The sequence below is a fragment of the Marivita sp. genome (genome assembly GCF_048006345.1).
Classification (GTDB): domain Bacteria; phylum Pseudomonadota; class Alphaproteobacteria; order Rhodobacterales; family Rhodobacteraceae; genus Marivita.
The window spans coordinates 2,343,875-2,358,637 of record NZ_CP180351.1; the positions used below are offsets into that span (position 1 = coordinate 2,343,875).

Annotated in this window: 17 protein-coding genes; 8 read left to right on the top strand and 9 right to left on the bottom strand. The window is 60.5% G+C overall.

The window, feature by feature from the left end:
• Entirely contained in the window at nucleotides 1–1,095 is a 1,095-nt protein-coding gene (locus tag ACMVPR_RS11500; RefSeq protein ID WP_416882994.1) for a carbon-phosphorus lyase complex subunit PhnI, read from the top strand.
• Between the two features lie 2 nt (nucleotides 1,096–1,097).
• Here ACMVPR_RS11500 and ACMVPR_RS11505 read toward each other — a convergent pair whose 3' ends face one another.
• The gene (locus ACMVPR_RS11505; RefSeq protein ID WP_416882995.1) at nucleotides 1,098–1,265 is read right to left on the bottom strand and encodes a hypothetical protein; all 168 of its coding nucleotides are present in this window, start codon (nucleotides 1,263–1,265) and stop codon (nucleotides 1,098–1,100) included.
• 80 nt (nucleotides 1,266–1,345) lie between these two features.
• On the opposite strand from ACMVPR_RS11505, the gene ACMVPR_RS11510 reads away from it, so the two are divergent.
• Nucleotides 1,346–1,948 carry an HAD family hydrolase gene (locus tag ACMVPR_RS11510; protein ID WP_416882996.1) on the top strand — a complete coding sequence of 201 codons (603 nt, stop codon included), beginning with the start codon at nucleotides 1,346–1,348 and terminating at the stop codon, nucleotides 1,946–1,948.
• Nucleotides 1,949–1,953: 5 nt separating this feature from the next.
• Here ACMVPR_RS11510 and ACMVPR_RS11515 read toward each other — a convergent pair whose 3' ends face one another.
• Nucleotides 1,954–2,142, bottom strand: coding sequence for a hypothetical protein (locus ACMVPR_RS11515; RefSeq protein ID WP_416882997.1), 189 nt, complete (start codon nucleotides 2,140–2,142; stop codon nucleotides 1,954–1,956).
• Between the two features lie 80 nt (nucleotides 2,143–2,222).
• Here ACMVPR_RS11515 and ACMVPR_RS11520 point away from each other — a divergent pair, with 80 nt between their 5' ends.
• From ACMVPR_RS11520 to phnN, 4 genes are read left to right on the top strand one after another with little or no spacing between them, the layout of a single operon-like run.
• Nucleotides 2,223–3,083, top strand: coding sequence for an alpha-D-ribose 1-methylphosphonate 5-phosphate C-P-lyase PhnJ (locus ACMVPR_RS11520; protein ID WP_416882998.1), 861 nt, complete (start codon nucleotides 2,223–2,225; stop codon nucleotides 3,081–3,083).
• Complete coding sequence (gene phnK, locus ACMVPR_RS11525; protein ID WP_300581433.1) at nucleotides 3,080–3,850, top strand: phosphonate C-P lyase system protein PhnK; 771 nt, start codon at nucleotides 3,080–3,082, stop codon at nucleotides 3,848–3,850. The genes ACMVPR_RS11520 and phnK overlap by 4 nt, the downstream gene beginning before the upstream one ends.
• A 4-nt stretch (nucleotides 3,851–3,854) precedes the next feature.
• The gene (gene phnL / locus ACMVPR_RS11530; protein ID WP_416882999.1) at nucleotides 3,855–4,577 is read left to right on the top strand and encodes a phosphonate C-P lyase system protein PhnL; all 723 of its coding nucleotides are present in this window, start codon (nucleotides 3,855–3,857) and stop codon (nucleotides 4,575–4,577) included.
• Complete coding sequence (gene phnN, locus ACMVPR_RS11535) at nucleotides 4,574–5,119, top strand: phosphonate metabolism protein/1,5-bisphosphokinase (PRPP-forming) PhnN (RefSeq protein ID WP_416883000.1); 546 nt, start codon at nucleotides 4,574–4,576, stop codon at nucleotides 5,117–5,119. Before phnL ends, phnN begins: the two co-directional genes overlap by 4 nt.
• Here phnN and ACMVPR_RS11540 read toward each other — a convergent pair.
• Complete coding sequence (locus tag ACMVPR_RS11540; protein ID WP_416883001.1) at nucleotides 5,101–5,772, bottom strand: DUF1045 domain-containing protein; 672 nt, start codon at nucleotides 5,770–5,772, stop codon at nucleotides 5,101–5,103. The two genes, phnN and ACMVPR_RS11540, sit on opposite strands and share 19 nt — an antisense overlap.
• 49 nt (nucleotides 5,773–5,821) lie before the next feature.
• Between ACMVPR_RS11540 and ACMVPR_RS11545 the strand changes: the two genes are divergently transcribed.
• Both ACMVPR_RS11545 and ACMVPR_RS11550 read left to right on the top strand, forming a co-directional pair.
• Nucleotides 5,822–6,964 (top strand): alpha-D-ribose 1-methylphosphonate 5-triphosphate diphosphatase, encoded by a 1,143-nt coding sequence (locus ACMVPR_RS11545; RefSeq protein WP_416884651.1) that lies wholly within the window; start codon nucleotides 5,822–5,824, stop codon nucleotides 6,962–6,964.
• A gap of 194 nt (nucleotides 6,965–7,158) precedes the next feature.
• Complete coding sequence (locus tag ACMVPR_RS11550; protein WP_416883002.1) at nucleotides 7,159–8,364, top strand: MFS transporter; 1,206 nt, start codon at nucleotides 7,159–7,161, stop codon at nucleotides 8,362–8,364.
• A 15-nt stretch (nucleotides 8,365–8,379) separates the two neighbouring features.
• Here ACMVPR_RS11550 and ACMVPR_RS11555 read toward each other — a convergent pair whose 3' ends face one another.
• The 6 genes from ACMVPR_RS11555 to ACMVPR_RS11580 form a co-directional block, all read right to left on the bottom strand.
• Nucleotides 8,380–9,699, bottom strand: coding sequence for an MFS transporter (locus ACMVPR_RS11555; protein WP_416883003.1), 1,320 nt, complete (start codon nucleotides 9,697–9,699; stop codon nucleotides 8,380–8,382).
• A gap of 590 nt (nucleotides 9,700–10,289) precedes the next feature.
• Nucleotides 10,290–10,898, bottom strand: a complete 609-nt coding sequence (locus ACMVPR_RS11560) for an SDR family oxidoreductase (RefSeq protein ID WP_416883004.1) — start codon at nucleotides 10,896–10,898, stop codon at nucleotides 10,290–10,292.
• Nucleotides 10,867–11,061 carry an SDR family NAD(P)-dependent oxidoreductase gene (locus ACMVPR_RS11565; RefSeq protein ID WP_416883005.1) on the bottom strand — a complete coding sequence of 65 codons (195 nt, stop codon included), beginning with the start codon at nucleotides 11,059–11,061 and terminating at the stop codon, nucleotides 10,867–10,869. The genes ACMVPR_RS11560 and ACMVPR_RS11565 overlap by 32 nt, the downstream gene beginning before the upstream one ends.
• Nucleotides 11,062–11,412: 351 nt before the next feature.
• Nucleotides 11,413–12,375, bottom strand: a complete 963-nt coding sequence (gene speB / locus ACMVPR_RS11570; protein ID WP_416883006.1) for an agmatinase — start codon at nucleotides 12,373–12,375, stop codon at nucleotides 11,413–11,415.
• A gap of 211 nt (nucleotides 12,376–12,586) precedes the next feature.
• Nucleotides 12,587–13,942, bottom strand: coding sequence for a sensor histidine kinase N-terminal domain-containing protein (locus ACMVPR_RS11575; RefSeq protein WP_416883007.1), 1,356 nt, complete (start codon nucleotides 13,940–13,942; stop codon nucleotides 12,587–12,589).
• Between the two features lie 16 nt (nucleotides 13,943–13,958).
• Nucleotides 13,959–14,630, bottom strand: coding sequence for a response regulator transcription factor (locus ACMVPR_RS11580; protein WP_416883008.1), 672 nt, complete (start codon nucleotides 14,628–14,630; stop codon nucleotides 13,959–13,961).
• Nucleotides 14,631–14,763: the final 133 nt, after the last annotated feature.

Below are 14,763 nucleotides of genomic sequence, written 5' to 3' on the forward strand. Positions count from 1 at the left end.
ATGTACGTGGCAGTCAAAGGCGGCGAACGCGCCATCCAGAACGCCCATGCGTGGCTGGCCGAGGAACGGCGCGGCGACACATCTGTGGCCGAACTCTCGGTCGCCCAAATCCGTGAGCAGCTTTCCCTTGCCGTAAACCGCGTGATGGCAGAAGGGTCGCTTTACGATCCCGATCTGGCCGCTTTGGCCATCAAGCAGGCGCGCGGTGATCTGATCGAGGCGATCTTTCTCATCCGCGCATACCGCACCACTCTGCCACGCTTTGGCGCCTCCGCCCCGGTAGACACCGGCAATATGGCTTGCGACCGGCGCATCTCAGCCACGTTCAAGGATCTGCCGGGTGGACAGGTGCTTGGCCCGACCTTTGACTACACGCACCGCCTGCTGGATTTCAAACTCGCCGCCGACGGCGAAACTCTGGAAGCGCCGATGCGCGCGGTCGAACCCGGCCCGGTTCCACATGTCACCGAGTTCCTGAACAAAGAGGGGCTGATCGAAGAGGCCCCACAGGACGACACAACGCCGCCCGACCTGACACGCGAGCCTTTGGAAATGCCAGCAGACCGCGCGCTGCGCCTGCAAGCGCTGACCCGCGCGGACGAAGGCTTTACCCTGTCGATGGCCTATTCCACCCAGCGCGGCTATGCCCGCAACCACGCTTTCGTGGGCGAATTGCGCATCGGCACCGTACCGGTCGAGATGGAGATCCCCGAATTGGGCTTCGCCATCGAAATCGGCGAAGTGACCCTGACCGAATGCGAAAGCGTAAACCAGTTCAAAGGCTCCAAAACCGAGCCGCCGCAATTCACGCGCGGCTACGGTCTGGTCTTCGGCCAGACTGAACGCAAGGCGATCTCAATGGCGCTGGTCGACCGGGCGTTGCGGTGGGAGGAACTAGGCGAAGACTATGTCGGCGCCCCGGCGCAGGACGCGGAATTCGTCCTCTACCACGCGGATAATATTCAGGCGACAGGGTTCCTCGAACATATCAAGCTGCCGCATTACGTGGATTTCCAGTCCGAACTCGAGCTTGTGCGCAAACTGCGCCGCGAAGTCGAGGCATCGCAGAACCAGCATCAGGAAGCGGCAGAATGACCTCAGTCGCCCCCGCCATCTCCACTGTCACACCCGCTGTCGCCATCACCATCCGACGACCCTTCGAGCGCCGAATTCAGCCAACTGCCCTCAAAGCAGATGCCGATAACGGTTCGACCAGCCAGCAGGGCGACAAAGCCCAGCACAATCAGGATCACGGTCCAGTCCATAATACCTCGCGCACTTTCCGAGCGAAACGCGTAGCGCAAGAATACGGCCCTCTTGAGGCACTCCGTCCGGAGGGCTGCACATGACCAGGAAGCACGTCGTTTTCGACATCGGCGGTGTGCTGGTGGACTGGCAACCGCATCTGGCATGGCTCGACCGGTTTGGGTCTGCCGAGGCTGCCCATGCCTTTGTCGAGCGCACCAATTTCCGCGCTCTCAACGCGCGCGGGGATGCCGGCGAACGCTTTGCCGATCTGGCGCTTGAGGTGAAAGACCCCGACGACCGCGCACATTTTGCCGATTACGTGTCCCTCTACACGAAAACCGTCGTCGATCCGATCCACGGCACATGGGCCATTCTCGACCGGCTCAAGGCGCAGGGAACCTCGGTGCATGCCATCACCAATTGGTCAGCGGAAACCTGGCCCGAAGGGCTCAAGATGCATCCGCGTCTCGGTGAGGTGTTCGACGCGCTGGTCGTGTCCGGTCAGGAAGGCATCATCAAACCCGATGCACGGATTTTCCACCTGCTGTGCGACCGCGCGGGCGTCGCGCCCGAGGCCTGCATTTTCATCGACGATGGACTGCACAATGTCGAAGGTGCGCGCGCCGTCGGGATGGACGGCATCCATTTCACCTCGCCCGAGGGGTTGGAAACCGCGCTGATCGAACGGGGGGTTCTATGACCCTTTCAGCCGCGACGACGCTTCAGGGGCAAGTCGAAAATGCCGCCTTGATTGGACGTGTCGGCAAGCCAGCCATCCGGCCCAATCACGTCGCTCGGCAACAGCCGTTCCAGACGCGGGAGGACACGGAACAGGACAGGCTCCAAGGCCAGCCACGCCACAAGGGACCCGCCTGCCCACCAAAGAAAAGTCATCAGCAACGCGACCATAAGACCCCCGGGTTTTCGGACAGCAACTCGTTGCGTCGCATTAACCACAGCAGTGAGACAGTCTTGTGACACCCTCCTCAGAATATAATTTTGCCTATCTGGACGAGCAAACAAAGCGCATGATCCGCCGCGCGATCCTCAAGGGTCTGGCGATCCCCGGCTATCAGGTGCCCTTCGCCAGCCGCGAGATGCCGATGCCGTATGGGTGGGGCACCGGCGGCGTTCAGGTCTCTGCTGCCGTGCTGACGCCGGATGACCGGTTCAAGGTGATCGATCAGGGCGCTGACGACACCACAAACGCCGTGTCCATCCGCACCTTCTTTGAACGTACCGCAGGCGTCGCCACCACCACCGCCACGACCGAGGCAACGGTGATCCAGACCCGCCACCGCATCCCCGAAGTGCCGCTCACCGAAGGCCAGATCCTTGTCTATCAGGTGCCGATCCCGGAACCGCTGCGCTTTCTCGAACCGCGCGAAAGCGAGACCCGCAAGATGCACAGTCTTGAGGAATATGGCCTCATGCATGTGAAGCTGTATGAGGACATCAGCCGTCACGGCCACATCGCCACCTCCTATGCCTACCCGGTCAAGGTCGAGGCGCGCTATGTGATGGACCCCTCTCCCATTCCAAAATTCGACAACCCCAAACTGGGGGATTGTCCTGCGATCCAGTTGTTCGGTGCAGGCCGCGAACAGCGCATCTACGTGCTGCCGCCCTACACCAAGGTGGTCAGCCTCGATTTCGAGGACCACCCGTTCGAGGCCTCCAAAGCCGACCATCCCTGCGGTCTCTGCGGGGCCGAGGACAGCTACCTCGACGAGGTGATCGTCGACGATGCGGGCGGCCGGATGTTCGTCTGCTCCGACACCGATTATTGCGAAGGGCGGCAAGCGACCGGTCATCGCGGAAAGGACGCGGCATGACCCCCCTTCTGTCAGTTCAAGGCATCACCAAACGCTACGGCGCGCATATCGGCTGTGCTGATGTCTCCTTTGACCTTTATCCCGGCGAAGTCATGGGCATCGTGGGTGAATCCGGGTCCGGCAAATCTACACTTCTCAACTGCATGGCAGGCCATCTGCGCCCCGATGCGGGATCGGTTGTGTTCGACACACGCGGCCACGGCCCCCGCGACACCGTCACCATGTCGGAACCCGAGCGCCGGATGCTGGGCCGCACCGATTGGGCCTTTGTCCACCAGCATGCCCGCGACGGGTTGCGCATGGGCGTGAGCGCGGGCGGCAATGTCGGTGAACGGCTGATGGCTGTGGGTGCCCGGCATTATGGCGACATTCGCGACAAGGCGGTCGACTGGCTCGAACGGGTAGAGATCGACGCGGGCCGGGTCGATGACCGCCCCACGACCTTTTCCGGAGGGATGCAGCAGCGCCTTCAGATCGCCCGCAACCTTGTCACGGGACCCCGCCTTGTGTTCATGGACGAACCCACGGGCGGGCTCGATGTCAGCGTTCAGGCGCGTCTGCTCGACCTCCTGCGCGGTTTGGTGCGCGATATGGGTCTGTCAGCGATCATCGTCACCCATGACCTTGCCGTGGTACGCCTTCTGGCAGACCGGCTGATGGTGATGAAGGACGGGCATGTCGTCGAAAACGGCCTGACCGATCAGGTGCTCGACGATCCGCAGCACGCCTACACGCAACTCCTTGTCAGCTCTGTTTTGCAGGTGTGAGACCATGATCGACCTTTCCAACGTGTCCAAGACCTTCACCCTCCACAATCAGGGCAGTGCGGTGATCGAGGTGCTGAGCGATGTCAGCCTGACTGTTGCCCCCAGCGAATGTGTCGCCCTCACAGGCGCATCAGGCGCGGGCAAATCCACCCTGATGCGGATGATCTACGGCAATTACCGCGCCCAATCGGGCGCGATCCGGGTCGGCGGTGTGGACCTTGTCCAAGCCGAACCACGCGAGATTATCCAGATCCGGCGCGAAGTGTTGGGCTATGTCAGCCAGTTCCTGCGTGTCGTCCCACGCGTGCCAACGCTTGACGTTGTGGCCGAGCCGCTCCGTGCCGTCGGTGTGGGCAGCGATGAGGCCCGCACACGCGCTAAAGAGCTTCTGACCCAGCTCAACATCCCCGAACGGTTGTGGTCACTGTCGCCCACCACGTTCTCGGGCGGCGAACAACAGCGCGTGAACATCGCACGTGGCTTTGCCCATCCCTATCCGGCGATGCTTCTGGATGAACCAACCGCCAGCCTCGATGCCGCCAACCGCGAAGTGGTCCTGTCGCTGATCGAAGCGGCCAAGGCACGTGGCGCGGCGATCATCGGCATCTTCCACGACGAGGCGGCACGTGCCCGTGTCTGCGACCGCGAAATCGACGTGAGCCGCTTTACCCCCAGGATGTCCTCAAGCAGCGAAGCGATAGGACAATACAACGAGTCTGCTGCATGAGTTCCGGTCGCCTCATCGCCGTGGTCGGCCCGTCTGGCGTTGGCAAGGACAGCGTCATGGCGGGCATGATCGCGGCACGCCCCGACATGCGCCTTGTCCGACGCACCATCACCCGCGCACCGGGTTTGGGGGGCGAAGACTATGACGCGGTGACGCCCGAGGCATTTGACGCGGCTGCTCAGGACGGCGCGTTCTGCGTGCATTGGACAGCGCATGGTCTGTCCTACGGCATCCCGGCGGATGTTCTCTCCGACGTACGAGACGGCAAAGACTGCCTTGCGAATTTCTCGCGCAGTGCGTTGGAGCAAGCCCATGCGATTTTCCCGAACCTGACGGTTCTCAACATCACCGCCTCCCCCGCCACATTGGCCCGCCGTCTGGCTGGGCGCGCGCGGGAAACCGAGGCCGAGATCGCAGCCCGTCTGGCGCAGGCCGACAAGTGCCTGCCTGCCGGGTTGGACGTGGTGACGATCACCAATGACGGCGCGCTGGACGACACCGTGGCAAAGGCGCTGGCCGCGCTTCAACCGGCAAGGGTGTAGCGTTGGATCAACTCGAACCGCCCATCCTCGCGCTCTCCGACCAGTGCCACGTCGTCCATCACAAAGGGCGCGGGCAAAGGCGGCAAGTGCGCGCGGGCGGTTTCGGTCCAGGGCGCGATGTCGCCCACATTCAGACGCCCGGTCAGGGTCAGGTGAAAGCGGAATTCCTCCATCACGTAGGGGTATCCCCAGCGTTGCAAAAGCGCCTCCTGCCGCTCCGACAGCCGTGCCTTGCGACGCCGCTCCAGCTCTGCCTCGGGGGGCGGTGCGCGGAACGCATCCAGTGCCTCGACACACGTCGCAGCAACGCGCGCGATGCCAGAGGTGTCACCAACCGGAGTGAGCGCAAGGAAGCGACCCAATGCGGTCAACGCGAGACCACCGCTCTGAGCAGGGGCACACGCCTTGGCCATCTGCGACACCGCATCCTGCAACCCCGAAACATCCGTCCCTTCGGCCAGCCGGAAGGGCGGTTTCAGCGTTCCGTGGAAACCATATTTTCGCGGTGTCATTGTCACGTCATGAAGACCGGGCACATCGTGCGGAATCGAGTCGCGAGCAGAAACGCAATCCCAACCCAACCAGGCCGCACCAAAATCGGCCAATGCGCCTTCGGGCGGCAGATAATAAATCGCAAAGCGAGTGTATGACATGAACTCTCCTTTCATTTCGACCCATGTGGCAGAGGCTCATGACGGTTCCATGTCAGAGGTCCTGCATCTTGCCAATGCTCGCCTCGTTTTGCCCAAAGAAGTGATCGTCGGACAGATCGTGATCGTGGACGGACAGATCGCGAGGATCGAAGAAGGCGACAGCGTGCCGCGCGGCGCAATCAATTGCGACGGCGACTATGTCATGCCGGGGTTGGTCGAACTGCACACCGACAACCTCGAACGGCATATCGAACCGCGTCCCAAGGTGGATTGGCCCCACCTGTCCGCGCTGCTGGCCCATGATGCCGAACTGGCGTCGACCGGGATCACAACCGTGTTCGATGCGCTGCGCGTCGGGTCCATCCACAATTCGAAGTCGGGCTATGGTGAATATGCCCGCAAGCTGGCGGATGAACTTCTCGAGGCACGGGCGGCCGGACATTTCAAGATCAGCCACTTCCTGCACCTGCGCGCCGAGATCTGCTCAGAGACCCTGCTCGAGGAAATGGCCGCGTTCGGTCCCGAAGACCGGGTCGGCATTGTCAGCATGATGGACCACACCCCCGGCCAGCGGCAGTTCCGTGACCTGACCGCGCTCAAGAATTACGTCACCAAGAAGCGTGGGATGAATGACGCGGAATTTGCCGAGCACGTCGCCAATCTCAGGCAACTGCAGGAAAAGTATGGCGAGCTACATGAAAAGGGGGCGGTTGCCGAAGCCCGCCGCTATGGCGCTGTGCTGGCCAGCCACAACGACACCACCGCCGATCAGGTCGATGTTTCGGCCGCCAATGGCGTGGGCTTTGCCGAGTTTCCCACCACCCGCGAAGCCGCTGCCGCATGCCGGTCGCACGGGATCGCGGTGATGATGGGCGCCCCCAACCTTGTGCGCGGCGGATCGCATTCCGGCAATGTGGCAGCACGCGAACTGGCCGAGGCCGAGATGCTCAACATCATCTCGTCCGACTACGTACCCTCCGCGCTGCTGCTTTCGGCGTTCCTGTTGGCGGATATCTGGGACAACCTGCCCGCGGCTGTGGCCTGTGTCAGCGCCAACCCTGCCAAGGCAGCAGGACTGTCGGATCGCGGGCGGCTGGAGACCGGGCTGCGCGGCGATGTGATCCGAGTGCGCACGGTGGGCACCACACCCTTGCTGCGCGGCGTCTGGAGCCGGGGTGAGCGCGTCGCCTGACCCGGCAGCGGCCACGATTGTGAGCGCAGCAGGATCGGCTTTCCCGCCGCATATTGCATCGCGGCGCCGCATGCCGGACAAACCTGCACAGCCAGAACTCAATTTGACTGAAAGCCGCCCATGGCCGTCCTGCGCCCTGACATGTTGAAACAGCCGAGCCGCGACATGGTCGAACGGCGCTTTGGCGCCGCCGTATGATCACGCGCGACCACCTGCCTGCCATCGGCCTTGGGATCAGCCAGATCATCGGCTACGGCACGCTGATGTACGCCTATGCGATCCTGCTGCCGCACATGGCCGAGGATCTGGGGCTGAGCCTGTCTGACGTCTTCGGCATACTGTCGCTGGGATTGTTCTTCGGGGGTCTCATGTCCCCCGTGGCAGGCAAGCTGGTGGACCGATATGGCGGGCGCTGGGTCATGACGATCGGGTCCGTGGTGGCAGCGGGGGCCGTTCTGTCGCTCAGCCGCGTGGACAGCACTCCACAGCTTTTCGTGGCGATCCTGCTTGCCGAAAGCGCGGGCATGTTCGTGCTCTACAACGTAGCGTTTGCGTCGGTGGCACGGCTGGACCTGTCCATTCCTCCACAAAAGTCGATCTCGATCATCACCCTGTTTGGCGGGGTCGCATCGACCATCTTCTGGCCATTGACGCTGGCGCTTTACACAGCGCTAGGCTGGCAAAGCACATGGGTCGTTCTGGGGATCGCACTTCTCCTGACCTGCGTGCCGATCCATTTTCTTGTCCTGCGCGGAACCGAAATCACCCCGGACAGCCCCCCGAGAAGTCCACGTCCGAATTGGCCCGAACTGACAGGACCGCTGCGCAAGCAGGGGATGCTCTGGATGGTGATTTCGTTCGTCTGTTCGGGTTACATCATGGGCGCGGTGATGACACTCTGGGTCACCAATGTGCAGGACCTCGGTCATTCGGCCACGCTGGCAGCACTTGCTGGTGCGGTGATCGGCCCGTTCAAGACCGTGGGCCGGTTTTTCGAGATGGTGGTCAGCCGCAACCTCTATCCGCGTGTCACCTATGCGCTGAGCCTTGGCCTGATGTTCGCAGGGTTTTCCGTGCTGCTGGTCGTCGGCTTCACCCTGCCCGGTCTCATGCTGGCTGCGGCGCTTTACGGCATGGGGGACGGGATCAAGACCATCGCACGCGGCACCCTGCCCCTCGCCCTGTTCGGAGCCAAGGGATATGGCGCGCGGCTGGGCTGGATTTCCTTTGTGCAGATGGGGATCAACGCCTCTGCACCCTTCGCCTTTGCGTGGCTCACCCAGACCTATGGCGGCTGGTGGTCGTTCCTCGTCATGGCGCTGTGCCTCTGCGCCGCCATTGCCACATTCCAGTTGATCCCGGACCCAAGACCCAAAGCCTCTGACACGGCACTGGGGTAATTGCGGACGCCTGGATCAGAACTGCGAATCCCACCGCGGATGTGCATCGTCGATGACCAAAGCATGACTGTGCCGCCGATGCCCCCTCAGATGCGGATGATCGAGCGGCAGGTTCTCATGGGTATGTTCCACTTGGTCCGGATCGCCCGAAGGCCAGACCCGCAGCGCCGCAAGGATGCCCAGCGTCGCCAATGCGGCCAGCACCAACAAGGCCGGAACCGTGCCAAACGCCGTCATCAGCCACCCGGACAGCGGATAGCTCACCAGCCAGCAGGCATGACTTAACGCGAATTGCGCAGCAAACACCGCCGGTCGATCCTCGGGATGGGCCGACCGCTTCAAAAGACGGCCCGACGGTGTCTGCACCGCTGCGTAACCAAGCCCGGTGACCAGCCAGACTACAAGCAGCAGTCCCCAACTGAACCCACCCGCCACTGTTGCCACCGCAAGACAAAGCTGCGCCACCACCATCAGCCAGCCGCCCGCCATCATGACCGGACGATCCGGCAACCGATCCAACAGGCGCGGCAGGATCAGCGCGGCGATCATCGATCCTGCTCCAAAGGCAAACATCGTCCAGGCCAGCGCGGTTTCGCTCAACCCAAGCACGCCACGCACCAGAACCACCGAATTCACCAGCACCATTGCACCAGCCGAGGCCACGGCCAGATTCAGACCCAACATCCCGCGCAGGCGCGGCGTGGCAAGATAAATGCGGATGCCGCGCGTGGTGCGGTCATAGATGCCGCGCGGCTCTGACGCTGTCGGGCTTGGCAAGAGCACGGAGACCACAAGCAACGCCGACCCTATGAAGCCGACCACTGTGCCCAGAAACAGCAAGTTATAGCCCATAACGAGCAAAAGCAGGGCCGCGAGGGTCGGCGATACGATGTTTTCCAGATCATAGGCGAGACGCGACAACGACAACGCACGCGTGTATCGGGCCTCATTCGGCAGAACGTCCGGGATCGTCGCCTGAAAGGTCGGTGTGAACGCAGCCGAGGCGGATTGCAGCACGAAGATCAGTACGAAGACCTGCCAGATCTCGGTCACGAATGGCAGGCACAGGGCCGCCGCCGCCCGCACCACATCCAGCGCCACCAGAAGGGCACGGCGGTTCACCCTGTCCGCGAACGCACCCGCAATCGGCGCGATGCCGACATAGGCGACCATCTTTATGGTGAACACCGTGCCCAGCACCATCGCGGCACCGTCACCCGCCAGATCAAAGGCCAGAAGCCCAAGCGCCACAGTCGCGAGGCCAGTGCCCAAGAGCGCCACGATCTGAGCCAGAAACAGGTGCCTGTAGGTGCGATCGGCAAGGATATCGAACATCAGTGATCCCCAGGGCGACAGCACACCGTCCGGACCGAAAGCGAACACCCTCTCGAACCGCGTCGCTGCGACAGCCCATGGCTACCTCTGCATTATCCCCGGATCAAGGTGCCACGGGAAACGGCGAAGGGCCTGGCCTTGTGGCAAAGCTTTGCCTGGCCGCTTGTCCGGTCGCGCGACAGTTCGATGTCAACGCGTCGTCGACAGCGGTGTGGCTTGCGGTCCGGGACAGGCAAGACCAGCGTCATGCTGCCCATCATTTCCTGCAGCTTTGCCGTGCGATGAAGACCGGCATGCCTCGACATCCGTCCCACCACGAACCAAGCGGAATCGAACGATCTTTAATTCGTTTTTAATCAAAGGTCAGGGCAAACAACCGTAGGAAAATAGCGGGGACTAAGCTCGAAAGTTTTTTTAAATTAAATACTTAAGTGACTGTTTTTGCTGAGCGCAGGATTTCCAAGTGATGCGGTAGCAGCTTTACAAGAGCTGCCATTCGTCAACCGTGCAGCATTTTGGGACAATGAAAGTCAGGTGTGCGGCGCGAAGTGAACTTTCTCTGCGGTTGCGCGGGTAGAACAGCTTTTTTGCTATTGAGCTGTAAGCCCCCCGTCGATCGGTATTGCGGCGCCGGTCATGAAACTCGATGCGTCCGACAATAACCAAGCCACAAGACCGCTGATTTCGGGGCTTCGTCCTACCCGCCCGATGGGGTGACGCGAGATCAACATCTCTAGAAACTCCGGGTTTGCTTCCGTGATCGGCTTGGTCATAGGCGTTTCGACCCACCTGGGACAAATAGCGTTCACACGAATGCCGGTCTGAGCCTGCTCAAGTGCTGCCGACTTGGTCAGTCCGATAACGCCATGCTTGCTGGCTGAATATGCCAGCCCAACACGGCTACCGACCAATCCCGCTACGGACGAAGCATTCACGATCGAACCACCATCTCCCTGCGCGAGCATCTGGGCGATCTGATATTTCATAGACAGCCAAAGGCCTTTGAGATTTATCGAGATCACGCGATCCCACTCTTCCTCGGTCAATTCCCCTGCGAGGTTGGAAAAGTTCTGCGCGACGCCGGCAGAATTGAATGCGCCATCAAGCCGACCGAATTCCTCAACTGTAAAAGCTATGGCCTTGGCGATATCGTCTGAGCTTGTGACATCAGATTGAACCGCCCCGAATGGTGCCGCCATTTGCGGAGATTTCTTCCACGACAGGATCGAGCCGAGCTATACGACTACCGGAAATTACAACGTGCGCTCCGTTCGCTGCGCACTCCTCCGCGGTCGCCTTTCCAATGCCTGTTGCGCCGCCCGTTATGAAGATCACACGGCCATCAAGATCGTATTGCGACATACCAACAGGCCCACCAATTTTGGTCTGATGTAAGCCTGCACTTAACAAAACTTTACGGCAAGTGCCTTTGGGAAATGCTCTAGGGCAATCGTGCACTTGGGCTTTGAGCCGACCTCGGATGCGGCGCGGATCTCCACGCACAACGCAGCGACTCGCCGTCGTTCACGGCCCACACGCGACATTCATCAGGTCGGGCGATACTGCAATGCAGCTTCACCAAACCAGCCATACGTAAATCGCGTAGCATTTTGTCGGCTTGAACGTCGTTCAGCGGGACAAAACTGCTCTTCACAAAGGTACGCAGCGCATCCGCTATCAGGTGCTATATGGCAATCAGAGTTCGTTTTGCTCTCATTTCAACGTCTCTGCCGCCATAACACACAAAAGCTCAAACATTATCGAGGCACCCAAATAGGCAGTGCCGCCACTTTGATCAAAAGGAGGAGAAACCTCGACGAGATCTGCGCCCACGATTTGGACACCGGTCAATTCGCGAACAACTTGAATGGCCTGATACGAATTTGGACCGCCGATTTCGGGCGTTCCGGTTCCCGGTGCGAATGTCGGATCAACGAAATCAATGTCATAGGACACATAGGTGTTGGTCTGCCCAACAATTTCGCGTGCTTCTTCAAGCACATCGGACACACCGCGTGCATGAAATTCTTCAATCGCGATAACCCGGATTCCGACCGCATTTGCGAAGTCCCGATCTTCGTTGTCATATGTTGTCCCTCGAATGCCGATCTGCACTATCTTCTTGGGATCGAGAAGGCCCTCCTCTACGGCGCGCCGGAAAGGCGTACCGTGCGTATACCTTGTCCCACCGAAGTAGCTATCAAACAGGTCGGTGTGGCTATCAAAATGGATCATCGAAAGTGGGCCATCTTTGGCCAAAGCCCGCAAGACGGGCAGCGAGGTCAGATGATCACCACCGGCGGTAAGAGGACGAATACCGGCGGATTTCACGATGCTGTAGAAGGACGTTATTCGCTCCATTGTCTCAATGATGTCAGCCGGGTTCGGCGGGACGTCTCCAAGGTCCGCACAATTGACCAGCTCAAAAGGCCGCACGCCCGATGCGCCGTTCTGTGCTCTTATCATTGTCGACATGTCACGCAATTGCCGCGGGCCGTGGCGGGGACCTGAGCGATTGGTCGTGCCGCTGTCCCAAGGCACTCCAATCAGACCAATGTCCACCTCATTGATCCTGTCCTCTGTCAGGGCCACATGGGGCAACCGCATAAAAGTCGCTACGCCTGCAAAGCGCGGCAGATCGAACCCAGACACTGGCTGGAAATATGTGTCAGACAAATTTTATCTCCCACGATTTGGACGACCGAGCTCAGTCTGACACATCGCATGTCATCTTGCCGGAAACGCGATCAGCCTTGTTTGCTATACCCGAACATTCGCCGCACCGTGAAGACGCGTCAAGTTGGACTCAGTGCTACCGATCTGCGCGTCCCAGCTCCCCGCGCTGTCCCGGCCATGGGCTGCCGTGATGAACAATCCAGAGCACGCTTCACCTCTCGAAAGATGCAAGCGGAAAGGTCAAGCGGATCAATGTGCCTTTATGAACTGGGCACAGGCGAACCGTACCGGTGTGCCTTTGCATGACCTGCTCTACAATCGCCAAACCCAAACCTGTGCCTTCGCCACTGTGCAACTGCGAAAAGCGTCGAAAAGCGGCTTCGGCCTGATCTAGAGGAATACCTTCACCGTCGTCCTGCACTTCGATCGCGGCTTCCTCACCAAGCAGGTCCGTGCGGACCGTAATGCGGGTCATCTCGCTGCCGCCATGGCGCAACGCGTTCTCAACGAGGTTCGTCAAGGCTTCGCCGACCAGAACCTTGTCCACGTCTACCGGCAGCGTTTCGGGACCGGGCTCGAAAGCAAAGTCGAGGTTGCGTGACAGAATTGTCGGCGCGAGGCCGAGACAGACCTCTTGGGTGATGTCGCTGAGGTCGACCCGGCTGACCTGAAGCCGGGCGTCATAGCGCAACCGTTCCAATGACAGCAGTTGATCAGTGAGCCGGGCCGAGTTCCGCGCCGCCGTGATCAACTCGGACTGACGCGCTGCACGTTCTGACTCGTCGGTGACATTTGGAAGGGTTTCTGCAACCGCCAACAGGGCCGACACAGGATTGCGCAGTTGATGCGCGGCGTCCGAGATAAAGGTTTGATGCGCCTCGATATTGTCGCGGACTTGCCCAAAAAGCCGATTCAGGGTCGATACGATCCCTGAAACTTCTTTCGGAACGGATCGCCTTATCCCACCAAGGTCATCCGGGGATCGCTGCTGGATTGCCTGCTGAAGGTCGTTGAGCGGGCGCAAACCGATCTGTACACCAAACCAGATCACCAGTGCCAGAGTGACCATAAGTCCAGCCATAAGCGCAAACGCCCGCAACGCCAATTCACGGGCAAAGGCCTGACGGTCGCTCATCCTTTGCCAGACGGTCACGACGGTCTCGCCCGAAAGGTTGCCGATGGTTCGATCCTCGATCATGCGCAAGACGCGCATCTCTTCGCCCCGATACGTGGCGATGTAGTAGTTCGGCTGATCCTGCGCATTGTTTTCCAACGCGCGCGGCGGGTAAGCGTAGCCGGTCACGTAAATCCCGGCGGGACCGGTGACGTGATAAAAGACCTCTCCACCGCCTGCGTCCGAAATGAAACTACGGGTGCTGGGTGACAACGCATCCCCACCGGAAATTGCGACGTCGCGCGAAATCGCCAGCGCGGCGGCCAAGAGACTACGATCAAACAGCTCCTCTGATGTGCGCTGTGCTTCCTCAAACCGCCAGAGGCCAAGCAGTACGGACACCACCAAGAGCGGCGGCAGGATCACAAGGAACAGGCGCAGGCGCAGCGACATCGCCGTTCGCTGCGACTTAACCACCATCGATTTCCAGCATGTAGCCCAGCCCTCGGGCGGTTTTGATCCGGATTCCGAATGGCTCCAATCGCTTTCTAAGGCGCGACACATGCGGCTCAATTGCACTGTCATCAGAATCCGAACCGACGCCATAAACATGCGTGATCAGTTGCGCCTTGGACACAAGCCGACCGCGACGCTCCAGCAGACATTCCAGCGTCGCAATTTCTTTCCGTGGGACATCAATCACCTGGTTGTTCTGCAAAAGCTGCCGGCCAACGCGGTCAAAGACCAGCGGACCCAATTCATCGCGGACCGAGAATTGAAGGTTCTTGCGCCTTGCCATTGCGCGAAGGCGAGCCTCCAGCTCGTCCATTTCGAAGGGCTTTGTCAAATAATCATCCGCCCCGGCATCCAGTCCAACCACCCGCTCAGCCGTTTCCGAGCGGGCGGTCAATAGGATGACAGGCGTTCCGTCACCACGCCGACGCAAGGCACGCAGGACCTCGATACCGTCAAGGCCAGGGAGGTTCAGATCGAGCACAATCAGATCAGCCCCCTCTTGCGCAAGGAACGCGTCGGCCTCGGCTCCGTCGTGAAGCAGGTCGACGGAATGCCCGCGGTCCCGCAAACGGAAGGCAATTCCGTGCGCAAGGGCTTCGTTGTCTTCTATGACGGCGATCCTCATGATTACACCTTTGTCACGTTGCGCAAGTTTCGCGCAAGCTTGGAACGGCATGGTGCCGCTGTTGGAGGAGGGAATCATTCCCTTTAGGAGATAACAATTGGCGTGTCGGGCGGGTGTTCGGCGCGGCAAGGTC

What these genes read in the sequence shown, in the direction of transcription:
- ACMVPR_RS11500 (WP_416882994.1), top strand. Translation starts at nt 1, where the DNA reads ATGTACGTGGCAGTCAAAGGCGGCGAACGCGCCATCCAGAACGCCCAT.
- ACMVPR_RS11505 (WP_416882995.1), bottom strand. Translation starts at nt 1,265, where the DNA reads ATGGACTGGACCGTGATCCTGATTGTGCTGGGCTTTGTCGCCCTGCTG.
- ACMVPR_RS11510 (WP_416882996.1), top strand. Translation starts at nt 1,346, where the DNA reads ATGACCAGGAAGCACGTCGTTTTCGACATCGGCGGTGTGCTGGTGGAC.
- ACMVPR_RS11515 (WP_416882997.1), bottom strand. Translation starts at nt 2,142, where the DNA reads ATGACTTTTCTTTGGTGGGCAGGCGGGTCCCTTGTGGCGTGGCTGGCC.
- phnK (WP_300581433.1), top strand. Translation starts at nt 3,080, where the DNA reads ATGACCCCCCTTCTGTCAGTTCAAGGCATCACCAAACGCTACGGCGCG.
- phnL (WP_416882999.1), top strand. Translation starts at nt 3,855, where the DNA reads ATGATCGACCTTTCCAACGTGTCCAAGACCTTCACCCTCCACAATCAG.
- phnN (WP_416883000.1), top strand. Translation starts at nt 4,574, where the DNA reads ATGAGTTCCGGTCGCCTCATCGCCGTGGTCGGCCCGTCTGGCGTTGGC.
- ACMVPR_RS11540 (WP_416883001.1), bottom strand. Translation starts at nt 5,772, where the DNA reads ATGTCATACACTCGCTTTGCGATTTATTATCTGCCGCCCGAAGGCGCA.
- ACMVPR_RS11545 (WP_416884651.1), top strand. Translation starts at nt 5,822, where the DNA reads ATGTCAGAGGTCCTGCATCTTGCCAATGCTCGCCTCGTTTTGCCCAAA.
- ACMVPR_RS11550 (WP_416883002.1), top strand. Translation starts at nt 7,159, where the DNA reads ATGATCACGCGCGACCACCTGCCTGCCATCGGCCTTGGGATCAGCCAG.
- ACMVPR_RS11555 (WP_416883003.1), bottom strand. Translation starts at nt 9,699, where the DNA reads ATGTTCGATATCCTTGCCGATCGCACCTACAGGCACCTGTTTCTGGCT.
- ACMVPR_RS11560 (WP_416883004.1), bottom strand. Translation starts at nt 10,898, where the DNA reads ATGGCGGCACCATTCGGGGCGGTTCAATCTGATGTCACAAGCTCAGAC.
- ACMVPR_RS11565 (WP_416883005.1), bottom strand. Translation starts at nt 11,061, where the DNA reads ATGTCGCAATACGATCTTGATGGCCGTGTGATCTTCATAACGGGCGGC.
- ACMVPR_RS11575 (WP_416883007.1), bottom strand. Translation starts at nt 13,942, where the DNA reads ATGTCGCTGCGCCTGCGCCTGTTCCTTGTGATCCTGCCGCCGCTCTTG.
- ACMVPR_RS11580 (WP_416883008.1), bottom strand. Translation starts at nt 14,630, where the DNA reads ATGAGGATCGCCGTCATAGAAGACAACGAAGCCCTTGCGCACGGAATT.